This is a genomic window from Microbaculum marinisediminis, assembly GCF_025397915.1.
Classification (GTDB): domain Bacteria; phylum Pseudomonadota; class Alphaproteobacteria; order Rhizobiales; family Tepidamorphaceae; genus Microbaculum; species Microbaculum marinisediminis.
In genome coordinates, this window is record NZ_JALIDZ010000003.1 from 299545 (window position 1) to 322601 (window position 23057).

Consider the following 23057-nt stretch of genomic DNA (forward strand, 5'->3'; position numbering starts at 1 on the left):
CTTTCGTAAGGCGCAAAAAATAGATCTCGAAAGTCGAGATTATAAACTGAATGCAAAATAGAATGGGGGGCGACGATGATCGATTTCACCGTAATAGGTCCGTTCAAGCTACCTTTAAAAAGGGGGCAGCGAAGGCTCGTGGACGAACTCCGGGCTCCGAAAAAGCGCTACGAGACATCTTTTTGGCGCGAAGCCGAAGCCGCGGCGCATCGTGCGCACGTAGAATATTTGGCTGTAGCGAAGGGCCTTTATGTGTTTGGACTCAGAAAGGGCCGAGGAACGCTGCCTTATTATGTGGGTAAAGCTGCGAAGACAAAGCTATCCACGGAGGCTTTCAGCCCGCGAAATATGGACATGTATAACGGTTGCCTTGCTGACCATAATGGTACTCCTGTCATGTATTTTATCGTTCTTCCAAGGCGAAAAGGGCCAGATAACCATAAGGTTGTCGCTCAAGCAGAAAAATTCCTTATAGAAAAGGCATTCTCTCGTAATCCAGATGGATTGCGGAATTTGCAGCATGCCAAAGAGCAACGCTGGAGTATTCCGGGAGTTTTGCGTTCTAAAGGTAAAGGTAGGATCTCCGACGCGGCGAGATCTTTGGGTGAAATGATCGGTTAGTATATTATTTTGCTCGGTGACGCCAAGAAGATGGCCGAGGAGATCGTCAAGGCGATGTGAGGGGGCCTTACGCCAGCGCGGTTCGATGTCCGCGGCGTCTGAATTCCGAGGGAGAACACTGCATCCAGCGATGGAACGCCCTGGTGAAGCTGGCGTGATCCTCGTAGCCGAGCAGCATCGCGATCTCGACAATCGGGCGGTCGGTTTCCCGTAACAGGCCGACCGCCCGTGCCCCGCGCGCGACGGTCACAATCTCCCGATAGGAATGTCCGTTTTCCAGGAGCTGCCGTTGCAGGCTCCGGACGCTCAGCCCGGCCATACGCGCCGTGCCTTCGATGTCGGTGTGCCCATCCAGCAGACGAAGGGCGACGATGGCCGACAGCGAGCGGGCCGGCTCGGGCGCCTGTGACAGAACGGCTTCGGCAACGACTTCCCGCAATGTGATGACCTTGGAGCCGTCTGCCGGCTTCCGGATCTTCCGTGCCGACAGGTCTTCGGACCTGAAAACGATCCCCGTGCCCCGACAGCCGAAGAACACGGGAATCTGCAGACGGTCTTCCATCACATGCGCTTCGGGATCCCGCGGGTACGACACCTCGGCCCACTCCGGTGACCAGGTCTGGCCGAGGAACTCCCGTGCAAGGGCGACCATCGGTCCGATCCGATGGTCAACATGCTGTATGGTGGGAATGTCGAGATCCTGTCTCACATGGCGCCACAGCCAATGGCAGCCGCGTCGGATCAGCTCCAGTTTGCCGCCGGACGCGTGGGCCCGGAACGTCCGATTGTATCGCGCGATCGCCGATCCGAGGGTTGGGGCAAGCGCACCATACCGGCCCCACAAACCGAATCCCCAGGACCTCTGCATCTCGAATCCGACGTCGAGCCCGAATGCCCGGTCATCCAATTCGCGTGCGCATCGCTCGAAGAGGCCGATCATCGCGCGGAGTGGAACGGCCGTCTGCGGCGCGCCGATCAGCTCCACGGGAAGCCCCTCCTGCTCGAAGGCCCCCCACAATGCTCTTTCACCGGCGCGCCGCTTGAAGACGGCAGGGAGAGGGCCAAAGCCGCCGGCTCTGACTATGAAAATTGGCCCTCGGTCTGTCACCTACTTCCCCGAAACAACGCAAACCGCGAAGAATGCGATGCGGACCATGGCGACTGTCGCCGTGGTGCGCAAGCCGGGAAGTCATCGAAAGTCGCGCCGTCGCCGCCGCGACCACAATGCCGGCAACGGGACCAGGTTTCAGGGAAAAGAGACCGTCGTCCTCCGGTTTGCGAAGCTCAGGGGAATTCCGTCCTCAACTCCGGGACACGCAACCTTGCCTTTCACGGCTACAGCGCTCCGACCGCGGCCGTGAAAGGAGGGGCTGTAGGCCCCGGCGACGTTGTCGATCTCACTGTTGAGGCACGACGGAATCCGGAAAGTCATGCCAGCGCTGGATCTTCCACCCGTCCGGTCCTTTCACCAGCCAGCCTTCGTAGTTGAGGCTCGTCACGTCGCTGAAGGTCTTGCCGTCCTTCGCATTGGTCAGCAATCCAACGACACTGACATGCGCCGTGTCGGCGGTCTGTTCGAGAAACAGGATGTTCGACATCAAATGCCGGCGCAAATTCCCGGACGCGCGGAACGTGTTCAGCCGCGCGGTCCAGAACGATCTGAAACCCTCGCCCGAGAATGCGACCGGCGTCTCGCCGGGGACACCGGCAACAAACACGGCGTCGGGCGTGAACAGATTGAACCACGCGTCCGCATCCGCGTTGTCGTAGGCGAAGGAATACGCGTAGATCTGATTGGCGATTGCGGCACGATCGGTCGCACTGAAGTCCGTCCGACCGGGATTGGTTTTCGGTGCGTAGGAGCGAAGCGCTTTGACGTTCTCCGCGAGACTTCCACCTTCCGGAGCCGTCGTCTCAGCGAAAACGGGCGCGGCGGGGGAGGCGGCGAGTTGGGCAATCAAGGCCCAGAATGCGATGCGTTTCATGTGTCTTTCGTCGTGTGTTTCTTGGGTGTGTTTCTTGAACTGTCGAGGCCGGGTGTCGCCGGCGTGGTCATGTCTCGGCCCGGACGGCTACTGCGCCGTGTGCGGTGAGAGCGTCTGGATCCTGCCGATGGCCGGAGGCGCCCATTTTCCGAGGAGCGCCTCGGGCCGGGGAGCATAGAGCCGCATCGTCACGTTGAACTCGCCGGCGGGCGCCGGCAGCCAGTTGGCTTCCTTGTCCGCGCCGGGACTTTCCCTCTGGAAATAGAGGTCGAGAGACCCGTCGGGATTGTGCTGAAGGGGCATCCAGCTCGACAGGGCAAACCGGTTCTCCCTGTTGGCGATCTGGTAGCCGTCATTGTCATAGATAGTCACCGACCAGAAGGCGTTCACCGGCGGGATCTCGGACGCCTCGAAATGCAGCACGTAGTCGTTCGCACCGTCGAGCGGCCGTCCTTTGCCGTCAGTGAGCGTGATCGGATAGACCGCGTCCTGCGGTACGTTGGCGCCGAGACCGATCTGCGCCATGATCGCGCGCTTCAAGTAGTAGTTGCCGTACACGCCTACCGTGTCGACGTCCATCGACCATCCGTTGACGGATCGTGCGATCGTGGGCGTCTTCCAGGCCATGAGATGCTGAGCGGTCTTCGGCGCGGCCTCGATGGCCGCCTTTACCACCGGATCGGCATTGTCGAAATCGAAACTCTCGCCTTGCTCGATACCGAGACGTTTCAGCCGCGCGATAATGGGCTGATCGGTGGTGTGCGGAGGATTGATCTTGAGCAGCTCGGCGGCGTAGGCGAAGTAGTCCTTGCCAGCCATGGTATCGACCTGGATCTTCGGCGGCGTTTTCGTATCGACGGTGGGGTCGGGCGAGAACTTCGGTTCCGTGACCTCCTGTCCCCACTGGGACAGAGGCGTGATCTTGTACCCGTCCTGGATCGCGTGGACGGCCGCATAATCGGACGGTCCATCGGTCTTGGTGCGCCCGATGATCCAGGCATACGGCGTCGGCGCGTCGATCCGGTGCGTGCCTTCCGGCAGGCCCAGCTCCTTGGCAAAATCCCGGCCCAGACCGGGCTTCCAGCCGGGCGGGGTAACCAGGAAATTGCCCGCCTGGGTGCCGGTAGTCCGCCAACCGGGAGAGGCGAAGACATCCGTCCACATGTCGAGCATAGGCAGCAGATAGTAGCGCCCGCCCGTATCGGGAACCGAAATGATCATCGGCTCCCCGGTCAGATCGAGAAAGGTGGACGAATAGAGCGTGTCGAAGTTCGGCCGGACCACCGCCTTCTGGTCGGCGGTCGGATATGCACGGACATTGGTGAACCAGTTCTGCACGCCACCGAAGGCATCGGTGGACGGATCCAGACTGGTCACTTGCCGGCGTGTCAGATCCATGGTGACGAGTGGATAGAGGTAGAGATAAGCCTCCACCGCGATCGTGTCGGCTTCTTTTTGCGGGATATCCTGCGCGTACGCCGCGCCGTTGCACAACAGGACAGACGTCGCGAGGACGACCCCTTCAATCGTGGCTCTCAGCCTCATCTCATGCCTCCGGTTTCAATGGTGCGCGCAATCACGTCTGCAGCCCATGGCAGCACATGCGCGATCCGCGAGCCCGCACGGGCCGATAGTCGATCGCCCATAAGTCGGAAATAAAATCCTTGCCCGAAGAAGCGGTTCCAGCAGGCGAGTACGGCAATCAGGACGGGGATAATGGGACGAGGTTGAGTTGATCGCTTTGCATTTCCCGCCAGAACGCGCGAAGTCGTGGATGCCGTATCCGAGGACGCGCAGGCCCGGCTCGACGCCGGTCCCGCGATCGATGCCTTGTCTCTCAAATAAGATGGAAGCCGCGCGGGTACCCCGCGCGGCTTTTTCTGTGCGGTATTGGGGACGGGCCTCCCGCGCGGCTTTTTCTATGCGGTTGGGAGGCGAAACTGGTCCATCGGGCGCGACGTGGCGTAGGTGTCTGCATAGGAGGCCCCGATGACACCGATGACACAACGGGCACGCGCCGTTCTTCTCACCGCCGTCGGCTTTTTTGCCACCATCGCCGCCGTCGCGACGCCGGCCATGGCCTGCCCCGAGGGCGAGACCCGCTTCCGCAACGGGGTGCAGTACACCTGCACCTGCTACACCGGCGGCAACGGCAAGAAGACCTGCCTGTGGCAGGCCGATTGAGTGGCAGGCTGATTGAGTGACGGGCGGCTTGGCTGGTCGGGAGGGCTGATCGGTCGGGCGGACCGACACCTGGGGTCGGTCCGTCACCGGCGCCGCACAGTCTTTCGCCGATGCCTTTTCTTTCAAATAAATTCGCGAAGTCGGCAAAGTCGTTAACACATTACGTATACGGAATCTCCGGGCCATGAGGTCTGGGGCAACATCGAGGCCGGGACCGAGCCGGCGTCGTCTCTTCCGTCATGCCGTTCCTCCGCGCGAGGCCGGCGCGGCGACCGTCTCGTTCCAGGGCCCGGCAAGACCCGAAGAGCGAGGTACACCAGAACCATGAAAAGCTTCATAGCCACATCCCGGGGGGCGATCGCCAGGACCGTGTCCGGTGGCGCCGTTGCGGGGGCGATCGTCCTCGGCGCGCTCGCGCTGACGGGGACGGCTCCCCTCACGCCGGCCGCCGCCGCGCCGGCTGCCGCCGCGGCGGAAGTGCTGCCGACCATTCCGTTCAAGCTGATCAACAAGTCCGGATCGAAGAAGAGCCTGTACGTCTATGTCGTCGGCATGAGCGGTCCGAACTGGTACTACCTGACCGACAAGAACGGCAACATCGCCCCCTTCAGCGAGCAGACGACGCCGGTCCCGTTCGGCTTCAGCGTCGGCAAGGCGCGCAGGACCACCATCACCCTGCCGCAGCTTCAGGCCATGCGGATCTACTTCTCGTTCGGCAAGCCGCTGAAGCTGACCGTTTCGTCCGCCAACATACCGGGTGTGCCGGCCGGCTGGTCCGATGGCGATCCCAACTACAAGACGCTGTTCGACTGGACCGAGTTCACCTGGGTGCAGGACGGCCCGCACTCGACGCTGGGCGGCAACGCCACCCAGGTCGACATGTTCGGCTTCGCCACGCGCATCAAGCTCTCCGGCAAGGAGGGCGACTACACCACGTCCGTCATCAAGCGGAGCGGGTTCCGTGCCAAGGACTCGCGCAAGCAGATCTTCGCCGATCTGAGGCAGGCGAAGCGGCCCTGGAAGAAACTGCTGGTCGGCAGGAAGCGGAATCCGCTGCGCGCCATGGCGCCCTATCACGGAATGACCGCCGGCGTGTTCCCGAAGGGGCAGCTCAACACCTACATCAACGACGTCTGGAAGACGTACGAGACCGGCAAGATGACCGCCAAGCCGCAGAACGTGGCCTATACCGGCCAGGTCAAGAACGGCAATCTGGTGTTCACGAAGGATGGCGATCCCGGCACGACCTTCTCGTTCCCAAAGCCGACGACGCGCGCGGTCTACGAGGGCGCGATCCTGCCCGATCCGATCCCGGGCGATGTGCTTGTCGAACAGCAGGCGCGCGCGATCGGCGCGTTGCTCCAGGGCGCGTTCCTGCGCTCCACGCTGAAAAAGCAGGGCAACCTGGAGGCGTGCAAGCGGCGGAGCTTCTACAGGAACGCTCCGGTGAACGCGTATGCCAAGGCGATCCACAAGCCGTCGATCCAGCGCAAGGCCTATGCCTTCGGCTACGACGACACGTGCAGCCAGTCGAGCTATATCGGCGTGCATGATCCCGACTGGATGAGGATCGACATCCTGCCACTAAAGTAACGGTAGCAGACGAGATCGAGAGGGGCGTCCTGGCGGCGCCCCTTTTTTTATCCGCGGTCGAATGGGAGCGAGTATTGCGGTCGCATAAGCCCCGGTTTGTTTGTCCTGCCCGTTCTCTGCTTTCACGAAATCTTATGTCGTTGCAGGCAAGGTCGCCGTCCGCACGGTGACAGAGCGTGACAATCGCGTCGTTCGCTCACCGGCAAAACGGGGGGCTGGAAGACATGATCGCATTCAAGACACTGGCACGGGCATTCGCCGTCGCGGCAGTTGCCTGTGCCACGACGGTAACGATGGCCGTCGTGCCGGCCGGCGCAGCGGCCGCGACGCCGAATGCCGGAGCGACCGTGCACCTGCGCACGGTGCCGCTGACGATCGTCAACAAGTCGGGACGCGGCAAGATGTTCGTGTTCGTCTACGGCACGTACAACGGCACGAGCTACTACGTCACCCATCCCGCCGGCACGGTCAGCACCTTTCCGGACAGCACCAGCTACCAGGCCTACGGGCTGGGCTTCGGGAACAAGAAGACGGTGACCATCCGCGTGCCGGAGATGATGAACACGCGGGTCTACGTGTCCTATGGCCGGAAGATGAAATTCACCAGCGCGGGCGGTGTGCCGAGCACGCCCTCCGGCTGGTCGCGGTCGGATCCGACCGGCGCCAAGAACCCGAACTTTCGAACCCTGTTCGACTGGTTCGAGTACAGCTGGGGCCCGCAGCCGGCGCCGGTTCCGCCGCAGCTTCCCGCCAACGCGACCTACCTGAACGGCAACCAGACGCAGGTCGACATGTTCGGCCTGCCGATGCTGTTCACCTTCGTGGGCGTCGACGCCAACAACAATCCGGTGACGCTGCGCGGCGGGTTCAAGTCGGCCAAGGCGCGACAGCGCATCTTCGCCGCGATGAAGAAGGCCGGCGCGCCGTGGAAGCGGCTCGTCATCGGCGGCGGGAACAAGACCCCGCTGCGTGTGATCTCGCCTTACAACGGCATCAGCATGGGCGTGTTCCCGTCGGACCAGTTCGACGGCTACATCAATTCGGTGTGGGCCAAGTACACCGGGGCCGGCGCGGCGAAGACCATCGTCGCCAAGACGACGGGACCGAGCCAGAGCTTCACCGGCGCGGTCAGCGGCACCGACCTGGTGTTCACGCGCCAGGGCGCGGGCGGCACCGTCACCTTCGCCAAGCCGACCACCATGCAGGCCTATCAGGCCTGGGCGCCGACCCTGTCTCCGTCGGGCGACGCGGACCTGCAGACCGGCGCCGGCGAGCTGATGACCATGGTGCAGGCGACGCTGATGCGCACCACCATGCTCGCCAGAAACACGATCAGCGCCTGCCCGGCGACGACCGCGTACTACACGAACGCGCCGGTCAACATGTACGCGAAGACCATCCATCGCTACGCCTACCAGCGGCTGGCCTACGGCTTCGGCTTCGATGACGTGTGCAACCAGGGCAGCGACCAGCAGGTGTTCCAGCCGAGCCGCGTCATCCTGACGATCCAGCCGCTCAACAAGTAGCCGGACATCGCGGACGCCGCCGGGAAGCGTCGCGCTTTCCGGCGGCGTCTGGACAAGCCGGGCACGCCCGCTATCTGTTGGCGCCATGTCCGAGGACCCGACCAGCAAGGCGACCGGTAAACCGACGGGGGAACTGCCCGGAGATCCGGGCGAAGACCCGATCGCCCGGGCGCTCGGTTATCCCTATCCGCGCCATCCCGGCCCGGTGCTGTTCGATCCCGGCTCCGGCGCGCATGCGGCGCATGTGGTCGATATCGGCCCGGAGCGCGGGCATGTCGTCGCCGGGCTGCGGGTACCGGTGCCCTCGCGCGCGGTCGCGATCACCACCGAGCACCAGACGATCGAGATCGAGGACGCGGTGGTGCTGATCGCGGCGGGGTCGAACGGCTCGACGGTGCAGCTCGCCCGCAAGTATCGCGGCCGGCGGTCGGCCCGGCCGATCCTGATCGCGCCGGCCACGGTCTCGGGCGCGGTCAGCGTCTATTCCGCCCATATCGCGTCCTACGGCTCGGTTCCGGCGACTATGTATCCCGCGGGGCATCCCACGGGTCACCCTGTGGGGCACCGCGCGGGGGATCGCACTGGCGACGCGCGCGCGGCGCTGCACGTCCTGATGATGCCGGCGGAGGAACTCGCCCACATCAACGCCACCGAATCACTCGGCGTGAACTACGTGCTGGCGGCCCCGCACGGCGTCTCCGCGATCGTGGAGGGCGTCACGATCGCCCGGCCGCTGGCCTACGTGTCGAAGCGCGGGGCGGCGGCGCCGGACGCAAGCCCCGTGCTGCTGGCGCAGACGGGCGGCGCGGCGACGGGCTATCCGGCGCTGTCCCAGCCGGAGATGCTGGAGCGGGTCAGGGCGTATGTCGGGCATGCGGCCGCGCTGAGGGATTTCGTCGCCCGCCTGAGCGGCGACCGGGCCGCCCGCATGGCGGTCACCGAGCGGCTTGCCGCGACGGCGCTGCGATGGGACCTCGCGGACGACGAGATCGTCGCGGACGGGCTTTGACGGGAAGGGCGACGACGGGACCGGTGTTCCCCGGTCGGGGAGCGACCTGGAGCGCGGTCAGCGGACGCCGAGAATGCCGCCGCCGGGAACCTTGCTGCGCAGGCGCTGCAGGCCTTCCTTGGCGGGCGCGTAGTTGCCGTTGATCGACAGGGCGCGGTTGTAGGCGGCGACGGCCTGGACGAAGTCCTCCTGCGCCTCCAGCGCCATGCCGCGGCTGGTCCAGGCCTCGTAGTAGCGCACGTTGATCTCGAGGGCGCGGTTGAAGTCCTCGAGGGCGGCGTCGACGTTGCCGATCTGGAAGTTGGAGATGCCGCGGCCGTGATAGGGCTCCGGCGCGGCCGGATCGAGGCCGATCGCGGTGGTGAAGTCCTCGATCGCGAAATTGTGCAGGCCGCGGCTCTGATAGATCAGCGCCCGATTGTGGAAGCCCTGCGGATCGTCCGACTGCAGGCGGATGGCGCGGTCGAAATCGGCGAGCGCCAGCGAGATCTGGCCGGACTGGCGATAGACGTTGCCGCGGCCGATATAGGCCGGCGCGTAGCGCGGCTCGGTGCGGATCGCCTGGTCGTAGTCCTTCAGCGCCATGTCCATCTTGCCGAGCTGGCGGTAGACCAGCGCCCGGTTGGCGTAGGCCTGATGGAACTGCGGGTCGAGCTGGATGGCCTTGTCGAAATCGGCGAGCGCATCGTCGTAGCGCCCCGAGGCGCCGTAGGCGGTGCCGCGCACGTTGTAGGCGCTCGGATTGTTGGGCTCGCGCTTGATGACCTCGCTGAGCGAGGCGATGTTCACCGAGGCGCCGGCGAAGGTGCCCGTGTCGGCGGAGGCGAAGGTCTCGCTCGGCAGCGACTGGCAGGAGGCGGCCAGGAGGCCGATGCCCAGCACCGCGCCAGCCGTCGCAACAGCGCGTCTTGCCGAGAGGAAATAGGTCATGGATCGCGGAGCCGGCATGGATTCGGGGCGGAACCTGTTCCGCCTAGATGCCATTTGCGGCAGTTTTGGGATCGCTTGAGCGGGGTGGACGGGCACCCCGCGCGGTCTGGCGTCGCTCTGACGGCCGGCCTAGCGCTTGCGGCCGCCGGCGACCAGGCCTTCGCGCTGGGCGCGCTTGCGGGCGAGCTTGCGGGCCCGGCGGATCGCCTCGGCCTTCTCGCGCGCCTTCTTCACGGACGGCTTCTCGTAGAAATTCCGAAGCTTCATCTCGCGGAAAATACCCTCGCGCTGCATCTTCTTCTTGAGCGCCCTGAGAGCCTGATCCACGTTATTCTCGCGAACGATAACCTGCACGCGCGCACCCTTCCTGTGATCCGAAACAGCTCGAATTGTCCGATTTCACTTTCGTCGGTCCACTCCGGACCGGCAGAAGCTCCCGCGACCATTCCGGTCGAGAGTGAAAATCGGGCGGTCGATTAGCAGAAATCGACGTCCAAGTCTACTTCGAGAATATTAATCCGCGGGCATTTCGCCAAGAGGAAATAGCCGGGTGACGTGTCCCATCTTGCGGCCCGGCCGGCTCTCGGCCTTGCCGTAGAGATGCAGGGCGGTGCCCGGCTGGGCGGCGAGCGCCTGCCAGGCATCGGCGTCGGTGCCGATGAGATTGGTCATCTCGGCGTCGGCGAAACGGGCCGTCGAGGGCACCGGCCAGCCGGCGACGGCGCGCATATGCGCCTCGAACTGGGACAGCGGGCAGGCCTCGATCGTCCAGTGGCCGGTGTTGTGCACGCGCGGCGCGATCTCGTTGACGAGCAGCGAGTCGCCCTGGGCCTGGCGCACCACGAACATCTCGACGGCGAGGACGCCGACATGGCCGAGCGCTCTGGCGATGCTCCGGGCGACATCGACCGCCTCGTCGGCGATCTCGGGCGATATGCGGGCGGGAACGCGGCTCACCCGCAGGATGCCGCCGTCATGGCGGTTCTCGGCGACGTCATAGGCGGCGAACGTGCCGTCCTCGCCGCGCGCGGCGACGACGGAGACCTCGCAGACGAACGGCACCCGCGCCTCGAGCACGGCCGGGGCTTCGCCGATCGCGGCCCAGGCGGCGTCGGCGTCCTGCGGGCCCATGACGTTGGCCTGGCCCTTGCCATCGTAGCCGAGCCGGCGCGTCTTCAGGATCGCGGGGGCGCCGAACTGCTCCACCGCGTCGCGGATGTCGTCGGGGCCGTCGATCCGGGCCCAGGCGGCGGTGGCGATGCCGAGGTCCTCGCACAGCCGCTTCTCCTCGAGCCGGTCCTGGCAGACGGCGAGCGAGCGGCCGGAGGGGCGGGCGGGCACCAGGCCCGACAGGATCTCGACCGTTTCGGCGGGAACGTTCTCGAACTCGTAGGTGACGACGGCGCAGGCCGAGGCGAACGCCTCCAGCGCGGCCCGGTCGTCATAGGCGGCGACGGTGCGGGCGGCGGCGACGGCGAAGGCCGGGCTGTCGGGATCGGGGCAGTAGACGTGGCAGGACATGCCGATGCGGGCGGCCGCCATCGCCAGCATGCGGCCGAGCTGGCCGCCGCCGAGGATGCCGATGGTTGATCCGGGCGGCAGAAGAGCGGGGTGGGCGCTCACGCGTCGTCCCTCGGCCGGTCCGCGACCGACCCGGTCTGCGCGGCACGCCAGGCGTCGAGCCGCTCGGCCAGCGCGGGGTCGGCGAGCGCCAGCACGGCGGCAGCGAGCAGGGCGGCATTGGTGGCGCCGGCCTTGCCGATGGCCAGCGTGCCGACGGGGACGCCGGCCGGCATCTGCACGATCGACAAGAGGCTGTCCTGGCCGCTCAGCGCCTTCGATTCGACCGGTACGCCGAACACGGGAAGCGGCGTCATCGCGGCGGCCATGCCGGGCAGGTGGGCGGCGCCGCCGGCGCCGGCGATGATCACCTTGAAGCCGGCCTCGCGCGCGCCGGAGGCGAAGTCGTAGAGCCGCTTCGGCGTGCGGTGGGCCGAAACGATGCGCGCGTCGTAGGCGACGCCCAGCGCATCCAGCGTCTCGGCGGCGGCGCGCATGGTCGCCCAGTCGGACTGGCTTCCCATGATTATGGCCACGGGTGGTGTTTCGGCGGGTGGCATTTCGGCGGGTGGCGTTTCGGCCATCGCGGGTCTCCCGGAAAAACGGCGGATTATAGGGACGGCGCAGCCCGGTTCAAGCGTGGGAATCGAATCAGTCGAACGGGTGTCGGTGCCGGTCGCGCGGTCCGGTGCCGCGGCCGTCCGAATGCCGATCGGCAGCGGTTTTTCGGGACGCGATTCCCGGAAAACTGTATGGATCGGGGCCGGCGAAGGACCATGGTTAATTCGCCACCGATTCGGTTATATTGGCGCGATAGCGGGGATTCGGAATGGAAACGAAACGCAGCCGTCGCGCAATGGCCGCCATGGACACCGTCGGGTGGACCGAATCGCCGCGCCGTCAGGCACGGCGATCCCCGGACGGCACCCTCAAGGACTTCGCGCCGACCGATCTGAGCGAGGACATGCGCTCGATGGTGTCGCAGCTGGCGGCCCGTGTCGACGAGTTGACCGGCGCGCTCGACCTGGCGCGCCGCCGCGTCGCCGAGCTCGAGACGATGACCGACGAGGACGTGCAACTGCCCGTCCTGAACCGCGGCGGCTTCATGCGCGAACTGAAACGGGCGATTTCCGTCGTCGACCGCTACGCGATGCCCGCGGCGCTGATCTGCCTCGATGTCGACGGCCTCAAGGCGATCAACGACGCCTACGGCCACGCCGCCGGCGACGCGGTGCTGCGCGAGGTCGTTGCACGCGTGCGATTGCGGCTTAGGGCGTCCGATATCGTCGGCCGGCTCGGGGGGCGCGAATTCGGCGCGATCCTGTGGTCGGCCTCGGCTGGGGATGTCGCGCAGAAGGCGGAAACGCTGGCCGCGGCGATTGCCGGGGCCCCGATTTCGGTCGCCGGCCACCAGATGCGCGTGGCGGTATCGGCGGGCGCGACCGCGCTCGCAGCGGCGGATTCCGCCGAGACCGCGCTGGCCCGCGCCGATGCGGCCATGGACCGGGCCACGCGCGGCGGGGCCTGAGCCGTCCTCCTGAGCCTACCGGAGACCGGAGGGGCGGGAGGCGGTAGCGGGAGACGGCTTTTTTCGGGCGACAATCAGGCGATGATGTCGGGGGTCAGGCGGTCCTCGATATGGGACATCCGGTCCTTGAGGAACAGCTTGCGTTTCTTCAGCCGCTTGATCTGCAGATTGTCGGCGGACGCGGACGCCTCGAGCGCCGCGATGGCGCTGTCGAGATCGCGGTGCTCCTGCTGCAGGGCAACCAGCTGGTCGCGCAAGGCTTCTTCGTCCTCGTCACTCATGAAATGCAGGCCTCCGGGAACAGTCCGTTCCAGACAATACCATACCAGATGCCTCCGGCCGGTCGCGCGCCGTCAAGGGAGAAATCGAGTTATCCACGCCGTTCCGCGCAAAGTGCCGAACCGGACGGTATCCGGTGCCAATTTGTCGACAAGAAACGGTGCTTATGTCACACTCTTGATACCCTTCATAGCGGCATAAGGAGGTGCATATGACGGTCGCATCGCATTTGGCCGAACTCGTCGAAAAACACCGGGCGCTGGAGCGCTCAATCGAGGAGGAGATGTCCCGGCCACATGCCGACGATATCCGCGTAGCGGACATGAAGAAGAAGAAACTCAGACTCAAGGAACAAATCGAGCAACTGCGTACCAAAGAGGTTTCCGTACACTGACCTCCCGCCGCCGACCGGCATGATGACGACCGGTCGGGGAGCTCGAATCCGAGAGGATACGACGAGGCGCTCGCCGTAAGGCGGGCGCTTTTGCGTTTTCGGAGATCTGCCCAAGGGGAAGGCGGCGCCGGCGGCCATCTGGATATCGCCCCGTGGGTATCGCCCCGTTTGTATCGATCCCCGGATATCGACCTTATCGGGCCGTTGCGGGCCAGTCCTTCTCTTGCGTCGGCTCACCCGGTTCAAATGCCGGCGTTTCTCAGGCAAGCTGTGTAAAAGTGATTCACCGTCAGGTGGGTCCGTCCGCGGCGCCTTCAGGCGCCAAGGCGCATGGGGGGCGAACCTGATCCAGCTGCACTGGCACGAACTGGTCACGAATTTCGTGACGCTCTGGGTGATGCTCGATCCGATCAGCACGGTCGGCTTCTTTCTGGCGCTGACGCCGGGGATGGTTGCGGCGGAGCGGCGGGTGCTGGCCACGAAGGCGGTGCTGATCGCGGCCGCCGTGCTGCTGTTCTTCATCCTGGCCGGCCAGTTCCTGCTCAGCGCGCTGAACATCCCGCTCTATTCGTTCCAGATCGCGGGCGGCATCGTACTGTTCCTGTTCGCGCTCAACATGATCTTCGGCCACACCAAGCCGCAAGTGGCGGAGTCTTCCCCGGGGGCCGAGCCGGACGAGTCGATCGCGGTGTTTCCCCTGGCGATCCCGGGGATCGCCGGGCCCGGCGCGATGCTCGTCGTCGTGCTGCTGACCGACAAGGAGCGCTACTCGTTCGGCCAGCAGGTCGATACCGTCGTCCTGCTCCTGGTCGTCCTGTTCCTGCTCTGGCTGGCGCTGATGCTCGCCAACCCGATCAGCAGGATCATCGGTGCGTCCGGCGCCAACGTGATCGCCCGGGTCATGGGCCTGCTGCTTGCCGCCGTCGCCGCCAACAACGTGCTTCAGGCGGCGCGGGTCTATATCGCGACGGCGGCGGGCGTATAGGCGCCTTCGGGCCTGCCAGAACGGATCACCATTGCCCGGCCGTCGCGCCGCCTTCCATCGGCAGGGCCACGCCGTTGATGAAGCCGGCCTCGTGCGAGGCGAGGAACAGGACGGCGGCGGCGGTCTCCGCGACGGTGCCGATGCGTTTCAGCGGATAGGCGTCGGCCTGCTCGCGCATGCCGGCGTCCTCGTCGCCGTCGATGGCGAAGCCGGCGCGCGCCATGTCGGTCTCGACCACGCCGGGGCACAGCGCGTTGACCCGGACGTCGGGGGCAAGCTCCATCGCCATGGACCGCGTCAGGTTCACGACCGCGCCCTTGGAGGCGCAATAGGCGGTGGTTCCGGGATAGCCGTTGAGGCCGGATTCCGAGGCGATGTTGACGATGGTGCCGCGGGCGACGCGCAGCGCGGGCAGGGCCGCGCGGGTGCAGAACTGGACGCTTTTCACGTTGGCGTTCATCACCGCGTCCCAGGCCTTCTCGTCGGTGTCTTCTATCGTGCCGCGAAAGAACACGCCGGCATTGTTGACGAGAATGTCGAGCCCGCCGAACGCGGCGAGCGCGGCGGCGACGGCGGCGTCGCAGCCGGCGACCGTGGCGACGTCGCCGGGGGCGGGGATCGCATTGGCGTTGCCCTCGTAGCGGGCCATCGCCACGGCGACCGAGGTGTCGGTGCGCCCGTTGATCGCCACGCGCGCGCCCTCGGCCAGAAACGCCCGGGCACAGGCCGCCCCGATCCCGCGCGTCGCGCCGGTGACCAGGACGGACTTGCCCGTAAAGCGCATGGTGTAGTCTCTCCGCTCGTTTCGTTGGTCGAGAGAGTAATAGTCTTAATGCAACTTGGCCAATCTTCTCATTCCTATACGGCAACTTGCGATATAAATGCCGTATGATGAGCGATTCCAAGCCATACGTTCCGTTCTCACAGCGATCGGGCCTTGAGGCAATTCCGCAGCAACTAAGGTTAGGCGAGGTGTCCGACGAGTTGCGCCGGTTGCTTTTCTACTATGTTAGCCTCGAAATCGATCGCGGACGGCGGCACGGCACTACCCGTTTCACTGAGATTTGGAAGCGGGTCGCGATGGACCTGCACATTCTCTTCTTTAAGAAATCGATCGAAACATTCGACCAAAAAGTGTCCGCGACCGAGCAGAGATTAAGCGTCTTTATAAAGCGCGCATACATTGGCCCGCTATTCAATCTGATCGAATTCTTCGTCCGGCATCCCGGATGTAGCGATGAGCTGAAGAGCGAGTTAGCGGGTGCGTTTGTCGCAGCACGCGCCGCGTATCGCATAATTGACAACCAATACATCGCCGCCATTGGCACAGAGGAGCAGGCGGCCGCGTTCGGGCGGGCCATCGCAGATGCGGAGACCAAGAACGCTACAGCTGCGCGTAAACAGCTAATCGCAGCAGGCGTCGCGCTTCGCAATTCAGATTGGGCGGGTAGCGTACGGGAGAGCATTCACGCCGTAGAAGCGATAGCCGTACGCCTCGCCCCCGGCACCAAGACCCTGGGCAAGGCGCTTGAGGTTCTGGAACGGCGCGATCACCTGCATGGCAGCCTTAGGAGAGCGTTTGACACTCTCTACGGCTACTCTAGTAACGAAGAAGGTGTCCGCCACGCGCTCGTCTTCAGCGATGAAGCACAAGTAGACGAAGCGGACGCACTGTTCATGCTCGGCGCGTGTGCATCTTTCGTTTCGTATCTGCTTGCGCGCGGCGCTTAACGCACGGCGGCTTCGGCCTCACGCTTCCTTGGCCATCTCGCGCAGCACGAATTTCTGGACCTTGCCGGTGGAGGTCTTTGGCAGGTCGGCGAAGATCACCGTGCGCGGGCACTTGAAGTGGGCCATGTGCTCGCGGCACCAGGCGATGATGTCGTCGGCGGTGACGTCGCTGCCCGGCTTCGCCTCGACGAAGGCGCAGGGGGTCTCGCCCCACTTGTCGTCGGGCTTGGCGACGACGGCGACGGCCTGGACCTCCGCGTGCTTGTAGATGACGTCCTCGACCTCGATCGAGGAGATGTTCTCGCCGCCGGAAATGATGATGTCCTTGGAGCGGTCCTTGAGCTGGATGTAGCCGTCGGGATGCATGACGCCGAGATCGCCGGAATGGAACCAGCCGCCGGCGAAGGCCTCCCGGGAGGCGTCCGGGTTCTTGAGATAGCCCTTCATGACGACGTTGCCCCGGAACATGACCTCGCCGATGGTCTCGCCGTCGGCGGGCACGGGCTCCATGGTCTCGGGATCGCGCACCGACAGCGCCTCGAGCGCGGCGTAGCGCACGCCCTGGCGCGCCTTGCGTGCGGCGCGGGCGGGGCCTTCGAGCGCGTCCCAGTCGGCCTTCCAGTCGTTGACGACGGCGGGGCCGTAGGTCTCGGTCAGGCCGTAGAGATGGGTGACGTTGAAGCCGTTGTCGGCCATCGCCGCGAGCACGGCCTCGGGCGGCGGGGCGGCGGCGGTGAAGAACTCGACGGTGTGGTCGAGCGCGCGCTTGTCCTCCGGCGCCGCGTTCAGGATCGTGGCCATGACGATCGGCGCGCCGCACAGATGCGTCACGTGGTGGTCGGCGATGGCGTCCCAGATCGGCTTCTGGCGCACCTGGCGCAGGCACACATGGGTGCCGGCGATGACCGACAGGGTCCAGGGAAAGCACCAGCCGTTGCAGTGGAACATCGGCAGCGTCCACAGGTAGACCGCGTGCTTCTTCATCGAGCCGGTGAGCACGTTGCCCTGGGCCAGCAGGTAGGCGCCGCGATGGTGGTAGACGACGCCCTTCGGGTTGCCGGTGGTGCCGGAGGTGTAGTTGAGCGAGATCGCGTCCCACTCGTCGTCGGGCATCGACCAGGCGTAGTCCGGATCGCCCTCGGCCAGAAGCTCCTCGTATTCCAGTTCGCCCAGCCGCTCGCCGTCCTGCGGGTATTCGGGATCGTCGTAGTCGATGACGAGCGGTTTCACCTTGGCCAGTGCCAGCGCCTCCTTGACCGTCGGGGCGAACTCGCGGTCGGTGATCAGCACCTTGGTCTCGGCGTGGTCGAGGGTGAAGGCGACGATGGCCGCGTCGAGGCGCGTGTTCATCGTGTTGAGCACGGCCTTGGTCATCGGCACGCCGTAGTGGGCCTCCAGCATCGGCGGGGTGTTGGCGAGCATCACCGACACCGTGTCGCCCTTGCCGATGCCGCGCTTGGCCAGCGCCGAGGCGAGCCGGCGGGCGCGGGCATAGAAGTCGGCGTAGGTCGTCCGCGCGTTGCCGTGGATGATTGCCGTGTGATCGGGAAACACGCTGCCCGCGCGCTCCAGGAAGGCGAGCGGGGTCAGCTGCTGGTAGTTGGCCGGATTCTTGTCGAGATCCCTGTCGTAGGCTGTTGCCACGCTATTTCTCCAAACGCGGTTGTGTCGTCCCACCGGTTTTACGCCGATTTCGCACAGACGCTAGCGCGGTCGCCGGGGGGAGGCAATTCGTCGGGGCGGACCGATCACGCCGGCCAGAGGATCCCCACGGCGCCGTCCCAGGTCAGTTTCAGCCCGATCAGGAACAGGGCGGCATAGATGACGCGGTAGAACGCGTCGGTGCGGAAGCGCCTGACCAGGAAGACGCCGAGAAGCGTCGCCAGCGGGGCCAGCGGCAGGAGGACGGCGGAGGTCGCCAGGTTGGCGGTCGAGAACTGGCCGAGCAGGAAATAGGGCACGACCTTCGCCGCGTTGATGACGGAGAAACAGATGATGGCGGTGCCGGCGAAGACCTTCGGGTCTAGCCGCAGCGGCAGCATGTACATCTGGTAGGGCGGGCCGCCGGCGTGGCTGACGAAGGAGGTGAAGCCCGCCACAGCGCCCCAGACGCTGCCCTTCAGCCGGTTGTGCGGCTTGGGGCTCAGGCGTTTCGCACCGCCGAGCGCGTAGTCGACCGTGAAGACGATGGCGACGACGCCGACGATGAGGCGCACATGCGCTTCCGTGACCCAGGCCGCCGTCGCCCAGCCGACGGCGATGCCGACCATCGCGGCTGGCAGGATGATTCGGATCGCGCGCCCGTCGAAGATGCCGCGCCAGGCGATCAGCCCGACGACGTCCATCGCGATCAGGATCGGCAGCATGATGGCGGCGGCCTGCACCGGCGGGATGACGAGCGCCATCAGCGGCACCGCCAGCATGCCGAGCGCGCCGCCGAAGCCGCCCTTGGACATGCCGGTGAGCAGGACACCGGGCACCGCGACGAGATAGAAGAGAGGATCGGTTATCATCGAGATTGCCGGTTCCGCCGCGTGAAGGCCCCGGCGCTTTTAGACCTTGGTCGCCCGAGACGAAAGTCGCACGATGGCCGGGGCTTGCATTGCGCTGGCACAAGGACACAATCGCGCGACGGTCTGTAAAAACACTTGAGATAAAGGAATTGGAGCGCCCGATGTCGAGCCGATATCACGAGGTCTACGAGAGCTGGCAGAAGGATCCCGAAGGATTCTGGGCGGGGGCCGCCCGCGATCTGGTCTGGTCGAAGCCGTGGGACAAGGTGTTCGACGGCGCGCAGGGGGTTTACGGACGCTGGTTCGTCGGGGCGGAATGCAACACCGCCTACAACTGCCTCGACAGGCACGTCTTCGCCGGCCGCGCCAGCCAGCCGGCGATGATCTACGACAGCCCGGTCACCGACACGAAAGAGACCTTCACCTATGCCGAGCTGACCGACGCGGTGGCGACTCTCGCCGCGGTGCTCGTCAAGCACGGCGTCAAGAAGGGCGACCGCGTGATCCTCTACATGCCGATGATCCCGGAAGCGGTGATCGGCATGCTGGCCTGCGCGCGCATCGGCGCGGTGCACTCGGTGGTGTTCGGCGGCTTCGCGGCACGGGAGCTTGCCACCCGCATCGACGACTGCCAGCCGACGATGATCCTGTCGGCGTCCTGCGGCATCGAGCCGGGGCGGGTGGTGAAGTACAAGCCGCTGCTCGACGAGGCGATCGCGCTGTCGCGCCACAAGCCGTCGACCTGCCTGATCCACCAGCGGCCGATGGAGACGGCCACGCTCGTGGAGGGGCGCGACTTCGACTGGGCCGAGGCCGTCGCGGCGGCCGCGGCAGCGGGCGAGAAGGCCGATTGCGTGCCGGTCGCCGCCACCGATCCGCTGTACATCCTCTACACGTCGGGAACCACCGGACAGCCCAAGGGCGTGGTGCGCGACAACGGTGGCCACATGGTGGCGCTGCACTGGTCCATGGACGGGGTCTACGGGATCGAGCCGGGCGAGGTCTACTGGGCGGCGTCCGACGTCGGCTGGGTGGTCGGCCACTCCTATATCGTCTACGCGCCGCTGCTGCGCGGCTGCACGACCATCCTGTTCGAGGGCAAGCCGGTGGGCACGCCCGACGCCGGCACGTTCTGGCGGGTGATCGCCGAGCACAAGGTCTCCGCCCTGTTCACCGCGCCCACCGCCTTCCGCGCCATCAAGAAGGAGGATCCGGAGGGCAGCTTCATCGGCAAGTACGACCTCAGCCATTTCCGCACCCTGTTCCTGGCCGGCGAGCGCGCCGATCCGGACACCATCCAGTGGGCGGAGAAGATGCTGAAGGTGCCGGTCCTCGACCACTGGTGGCAGACGGAAACCGGCTGGGCGATCGCCGCCGACCCGGTCGGCCTCGGCATGCTGCCGGTCAAGTACGGCTCGCCGACGGTGCCGATGCCCGGCTACGACGTGCGGGTGCTCGACGAGTCGCACCAGCCGGTGGAGGCGGGGAAGATGGGGGCGATCTGCGTGAAGCTGCCGCTGCCGCCCGGCTGCCTGCCGACGCTATGGAACAACGACCAGCGCTTCCGGGACAGCTATCTCAGCGAGCACCCCGGCCACTACGCCACGGCGGATGCCGGCTACAAGGACGAGGACGGCTACGTCTACATCATGGCGCGCACGGACGACATCATCAACGTCGCCGGGCACAGGCTGTCGACCGGCGGCATGGAGGAGGTGCTGGCGAGCCATCCCGACGTCGCCGAATGCGCTGTCATCGGCATCGCCGATTCCATGAAGGGACAGGTGCCGGCCGGCTTCATCGTCCTGAAGTCGGGCGTGACCAAGGACCTGGCCGAGATCGAACGGGAGGTGATCCAGCTCGTGCGCGAGAAGATCGGCCCGGTCGCCGCCTTCAAGCTGGCCATCACGGTTGGGCGTCTGCCGAAGACGCGCTCGGGCAAGATCCTGCGCGGCACCATGCGGGCGATCGCCGACGGCGAGACCTACAAGACGCCGGCGACCATCGACGATCCCGCGATCCTCGACGAAATCACCGTGGCGCTGAAGGAGCGCGGCATCGCCACGGCGGACTGAGGCCCGACTAGCCTACGGCCCGGGCTGATCCAAGGCTCGGGCTGGCCCAGGGCTGGACCCAACCGGGGGCAAAGCGGATCGGGGTCGCCGATCCGCGCCGTTCAGTCCTCGGACGGCGTTTCCTCGCCCTTCATCGCACGCAGCTTGGCGAACACCGCATCGGCGTCGAGCTCGTCGCTCTCCTCGGCTTCCGCGGTGCCTTCGGCGTCCTCGCCGAAGCCCACGCTCTCCTCCGGGCTGAGCAGGCGCAGACCCTCGGCCTCCTCCGGCGGACGGTACTTGGCCGCGGACTGGACCTCCATGTCGAGGTCGATCTGGGAGCACAGGCCGAGCGTCACCGGGTCCATCGGCTGCAGGTTCGCCGCGTTCCAGTGGGTGCGTTCGCGGATCGAGTTGATCGTCGCCTTGGTGGTGCCGACGAGGCGCATGATCGCCGCGTCCTTGAGCTCGGGGTGGTTGCGCACCAGCCACAGGATCGCGTTCGGACGGTCCTGGCGCCGCGACACCGGGGTGTAGCGCGGGCCCTTGCGCTTCTTGGTGACCGGGATCCGCACCTTGGGCTCGGCGAGCCTGAGCTTGGCCGAGGTATCCTTCTGGCAGCGATCGATCTCCTCGCGGGTCAGCTGACCGGTCAGGACCGGGTCGACGCCCTTAATCCCTTGCGCGGCCTCGCCGTCGGCGATGGCGTTCACCTCAAGCTCGTGCAGACCGCAGAATTCGGCGATCTGACGGAAAGAGAGCGAGGTGTTGTCGACCAGCCAGATGGCGGTCGCCTTGGGCATCAAAAGTGTATTTGACATAAGCTTCTCCCTTGCGCGCCACCGCCTCCGGCGGGGCGCCCCGGTCGAATTCGAAGTGTCACGGGGATGACGTTATATAGGCGCGTTCGCGTTTCGACGCAAACGGTGAAAGCAGGGGCAGGCGGTGAAAGCAGGGGTGGGGTGCCGGACTCTCGTGGCCGGGATCTCTTGGCCGGCATCGCCGACCGCCTCTCCCCGGCGGGGAGAGGCGAATTGATACGGATCGGCCGCCTTTCGGCGATCCGTAAGTCCTAAAGCCCGGTTTCCAGCACGATCTTGCCGGTATGGTCGGCGTCGATGCGGGCGTGGGCTTCGCCGGCCTGGGTCAGCGGGAAGCGGGAATCCATCACTGGTTTCACCTTGCCGGCGGCGATCAGCGGCCAGACCTTCTCTTCGAGCGCGCGGGCGATCTGCGCCTTGAAGGCGACCGGGCGCGGGCGCAGGGTCGAGCCGGTATGGGTCAGCCGCTTGCGCATCAGCGGGTTGAGGTCGATCTCGGCCTTGTAGCCGTGCAGGAAAGCGATCTGGACGATGCGGCCTTCCTCGGCGGCGGCGCGGTAGTTGCGCGGCACGTAGTCGCCGCCGACCATGTCGAGGATCACGTCGACGCCGCGCTTGTCGGTGGCATCCTTCACCACCTCGACGAAATCGGCGGTCTTGTAGTCGATGGCGAGATCGGCGCCGAGTTCCTCGCAGGCCCGGCATTTCTCCGGCGTGCCCGCCGTCACGAACACGGTCGCGCCGAAGGCCTTGGCGAGCTGGATCGCGGTCGTGCCGATGCCGCTGGCGCCGCCGTGGATGAGCAGCGTCTCGCCGGGCTGCAGGGCGCCGCGATCGAAGACGTTTGACCACACGGTGAAGAAGGTCTCGGGAACCGCGGCCGCCTCGCTGACCGGCAGGCCGGCGGGCAGGGGCAGGGCGTTGGTCTCGTGCACCGTGCAGTACTCGGCGTAGCCGCCACCGGGGACGAGGGCGCAGACGGTATCGCCGGGCTGGAAGCGGCTGGTGCTGGTGCCGGCCGCGACGACGGTGCCGGCGATCTCCAGGCCGGGAATGTCGGAGGCGCCCGCCGGCGGCGCATAGCCGCCGAGCCGCTGCAATACGTCGGGCCGGTTCACGCCGGCCGCCGAAACCCGAATCAGGACCTCGCCTTCCCCGGGGACCGGCACCGGCCTTTCGGCGGGGACCAGCACCTCCGGTCCGCCCGGCTGGGTGATCTCGATGGCCGTCATCGTGGTGGGCAAAGTTGTGGGTAACTCGGTCATCTGCGGGGCCTTTCGTTAACGTCGTTTCTCGAATACCGGGGCGGGCCTTCCGTGACAATGGCGGGCTCCGTAGAGTTAA

Annotated in this window: 23 protein-coding genes; 10 read left to right on the forward strand and 13 right to left on the reverse strand. The window is 65.8% G+C overall.

What is annotated here, in order from left to right:
• Positions 1-75: 75 nt before the first annotated feature.
• Positions 76-621 carry a hypothetical protein gene (locus MUB46_RS07485; protein WP_261615263.1) on the forward strand — a complete coding sequence of 182 codons (546 nt, stop codon included), beginning with the start codon at positions 76-78 and terminating at the stop codon, positions 619-621.
• A 67-nt stretch (positions 622-688) separates the two neighbouring features.
• On the opposite strand, the gene MUB46_RS07490 is transcribed toward MUB46_RS07485, so the two are convergent.
• The 3 genes from MUB46_RS07490 to MUB46_RS07500 form a co-directional block, all read right to left on the reverse strand.
• Positions 689-1729 (reverse strand): AraC family transcriptional regulator, encoded by a 1041-nt coding sequence (locus MUB46_RS07490; protein ID WP_261615264.1) that lies wholly within the window; start codon positions 1727-1729, stop codon positions 689-691.
• A gap of 289 nt (positions 1730-2018) precedes the next feature.
• Complete coding sequence (locus MUB46_RS07495; protein WP_261615265.1) at positions 2019-2606, reverse strand: nuclear transport factor 2 family protein; 588 nt, start codon at positions 2604-2606, stop codon at positions 2019-2021.
• An 87-nt stretch (positions 2607-2693) separates the two neighbouring features.
• Positions 2694-4151 carry a DUF1254 domain-containing protein gene (locus tag MUB46_RS07500; RefSeq protein WP_261615266.1) on the reverse strand — a complete coding sequence of 486 codons (1458 nt, stop codon included), beginning with the start codon at positions 4149-4151 and terminating at the stop codon, positions 2694-2696.
• Positions 4152-4595: 444 nt separating this feature from the next.
• Here MUB46_RS07500 and MUB46_RS07505 point away from each other — a divergent pair, with 444 nt between their 5' ends.
• The 4 genes from MUB46_RS07505 (at position 4596) to MUB46_RS07520 (ending at position 8918) form a co-directional block, all read left to right on the forward strand.
• The gene (locus MUB46_RS07505; protein ID WP_261615267.1) at positions 4596-4790 is read left to right on the forward strand and encodes a hypothetical protein; all 195 of its coding nucleotides are present in this window, start codon (positions 4596-4598) and stop codon (positions 4788-4790) included.
• 324 nt (positions 4791-5114) lie between these two features.
• The gene (locus MUB46_RS07510; RefSeq protein WP_261615268.1) at positions 5115-6383 is read left to right on the forward strand and encodes a beta-1,3-glucanase family protein; all 1269 of its coding nucleotides are present in this window, start codon (positions 5115-5117) and stop codon (positions 6381-6383) included.
• 224 nt (positions 6384-6607) lie between these two features.
• Positions 6608-7909: a beta-1,3-glucanase family protein gene (locus MUB46_RS07515; protein ID WP_261615269.1), complete on the forward strand. Its 1302-nt coding sequence runs from the start codon at positions 6608-6610 to the stop codon at positions 7907-7909.
• Between the two features lie 85 nt (positions 7910-7994).
• The gene (locus MUB46_RS07520; protein ID WP_261615270.1) at positions 7995-8918 is read left to right on the forward strand and encodes a hypothetical protein; all 924 of its coding nucleotides are present in this window, start codon (positions 7995-7997) and stop codon (positions 8916-8918) included.
• Between the two features lie 57 nt (positions 8919-8975).
• Here MUB46_RS07520 and MUB46_RS07525 read toward each other — a convergent pair whose 3' ends face one another.
• The 4 genes from MUB46_RS07525 to purE form a co-directional block, all read right to left on the reverse strand.
• On the reverse strand, positions 8976-9848 hold the full coding sequence (locus MUB46_RS07525) for a tetratricopeptide repeat protein (RefSeq protein ID WP_261615271.1): 873 nt from the start codon (positions 9846-9848) through the stop codon (positions 8976-8978).
• A gap of 129 nt (positions 9849-9977) precedes the next feature.
• Entirely contained in the window at positions 9978-10202 is a 225-nt protein-coding gene (gene rpsU / locus MUB46_RS07530) for a 30S ribosomal protein S21 (protein ID WP_261615272.1), read from the reverse strand.
• A gap of 159 nt (positions 10203-10361) precedes the next feature.
• Positions 10362-11471: a 5-(carboxyamino)imidazole ribonucleotide synthase gene (locus tag MUB46_RS07535; protein ID WP_261615273.1), complete on the reverse strand. Its 1110-nt coding sequence runs from the start codon at positions 11469-11471 to the stop codon at positions 10362-10364.
• The gene (purE, locus tag MUB46_RS07540) at positions 11468-11992 is read right to left on the reverse strand and encodes a 5-(carboxyamino)imidazole ribonucleotide mutase (protein WP_261615274.1); all 525 of its coding nucleotides are present in this window, start codon (positions 11990-11992) and stop codon (positions 11468-11470) included. The genes MUB46_RS07535 and purE overlap by 4 nt, the downstream gene beginning before the upstream one ends.
• Positions 11993-12237: 245 nt before the next feature.
• On the opposite strand from purE, the gene MUB46_RS07545 reads away from it, so the two are divergent.
• Positions 12238-12936 carry a GGDEF domain-containing protein gene (locus MUB46_RS07545; RefSeq protein ID WP_261615275.1) on the forward strand — a complete coding sequence of 233 codons (699 nt, stop codon included), beginning with the start codon at positions 12238-12240 and terminating at the stop codon, positions 12934-12936.
• A 74-nt stretch (positions 12937-13010) separates the two neighbouring features.
• Here MUB46_RS07545 and MUB46_RS07550 read toward each other — a convergent pair whose 3' ends face one another.
• Entirely contained in the window at positions 13011-13217 is a 207-nt protein-coding gene (locus tag MUB46_RS07550) for a YdcH family protein (RefSeq protein ID WP_261615276.1), read from the reverse strand.
• A 209-nt stretch (positions 13218-13426) separates the two neighbouring features.
• Here MUB46_RS07550 and MUB46_RS07555 point away from each other — a divergent pair, with 209 nt between their 5' ends.
• Complete coding sequence (locus MUB46_RS07555) at positions 13427-13609, forward strand: YdcH family protein (RefSeq protein WP_261615277.1); 183 nt, start codon at positions 13427-13429, stop codon at positions 13607-13609.
• A 367-nt stretch (positions 13610-13976) separates the two neighbouring features.
• The gene (locus MUB46_RS07560; RefSeq protein WP_261615541.1) at positions 13977-14594 is read left to right on the forward strand and encodes a MarC family protein; all 618 of its coding nucleotides are present in this window, start codon (positions 13977-13979) and stop codon (positions 14592-14594) included.
• Between the two features lie 25 nt (positions 14595-14619).
• On the opposite strand, the gene MUB46_RS07565 is transcribed toward MUB46_RS07560, so the two are convergent.
• Complete coding sequence (locus tag MUB46_RS07565) at positions 14620-15378, reverse strand: SDR family NAD(P)-dependent oxidoreductase (RefSeq protein ID WP_261615278.1); 759 nt, start codon at positions 15376-15378, stop codon at positions 14620-14622.
• A 107-nt stretch (positions 15379-15485) separates the two neighbouring features.
• Here MUB46_RS07565 and MUB46_RS07570 point away from each other — a divergent pair, with 107 nt between their 5' ends.
• Positions 15486-16325, forward strand: coding sequence for an AbiJ-NTD4 domain-containing protein (locus tag MUB46_RS07570; RefSeq protein WP_261615279.1), 840 nt, complete (start codon positions 15486-15488; stop codon positions 16323-16325).
• Positions 16326-16343: 18 nt separating this feature from the next.
• On the opposite strand, the gene MUB46_RS07575 is transcribed toward MUB46_RS07570, so the two are convergent.
• Positions 16344-17969, reverse strand: a complete 1626-nt coding sequence (locus MUB46_RS07575; RefSeq protein WP_261615280.1) for an acyl-CoA synthetase — start codon at positions 17967-17969, stop codon at positions 16344-16346.
• Between the two features lie 104 nt (positions 17970-18073).
• Positions 18074-18838 carry a sulfite exporter TauE/SafE family protein gene (locus MUB46_RS07580; RefSeq protein ID WP_261615281.1) on the reverse strand — a complete coding sequence of 255 codons (765 nt, stop codon included), beginning with the start codon at positions 18836-18838 and terminating at the stop codon, positions 18074-18076.
• A 161-nt stretch (positions 18839-18999) separates the two neighbouring features.
• Between MUB46_RS07580 and MUB46_RS07585 the strand changes: the two genes are divergently transcribed.
• Positions 19000-20913 carry a propionyl-CoA synthetase gene (locus MUB46_RS07585; protein WP_261615282.1) on the forward strand — a complete coding sequence of 638 codons (1914 nt, stop codon included), beginning with the start codon at positions 19000-19002 and terminating at the stop codon, positions 20911-20913.
• A 101-nt stretch (positions 20914-21014) separates the two neighbouring features.
• Here MUB46_RS07585 and MUB46_RS07590 read toward each other — a convergent pair whose 3' ends face one another.
• Both MUB46_RS07590 and MUB46_RS07595 read right to left on the reverse strand, forming a co-directional pair.
• Complete coding sequence (locus tag MUB46_RS07590; RefSeq protein ID WP_261615283.1) at positions 21015-21713, reverse strand: DUF1013 domain-containing protein; 699 nt, start codon at positions 21711-21713, stop codon at positions 21015-21017.
• Between the two features lie 251 nt (positions 21714-21964).
• Positions 21965-22978, reverse strand: coding sequence for an NAD(P)H-quinone oxidoreductase (locus MUB46_RS07595; RefSeq protein WP_261615284.1), 1014 nt, complete (start codon positions 22976-22978; stop codon positions 21965-21967).
• Positions 22979-23057: the final 79 nt, after the last annotated feature.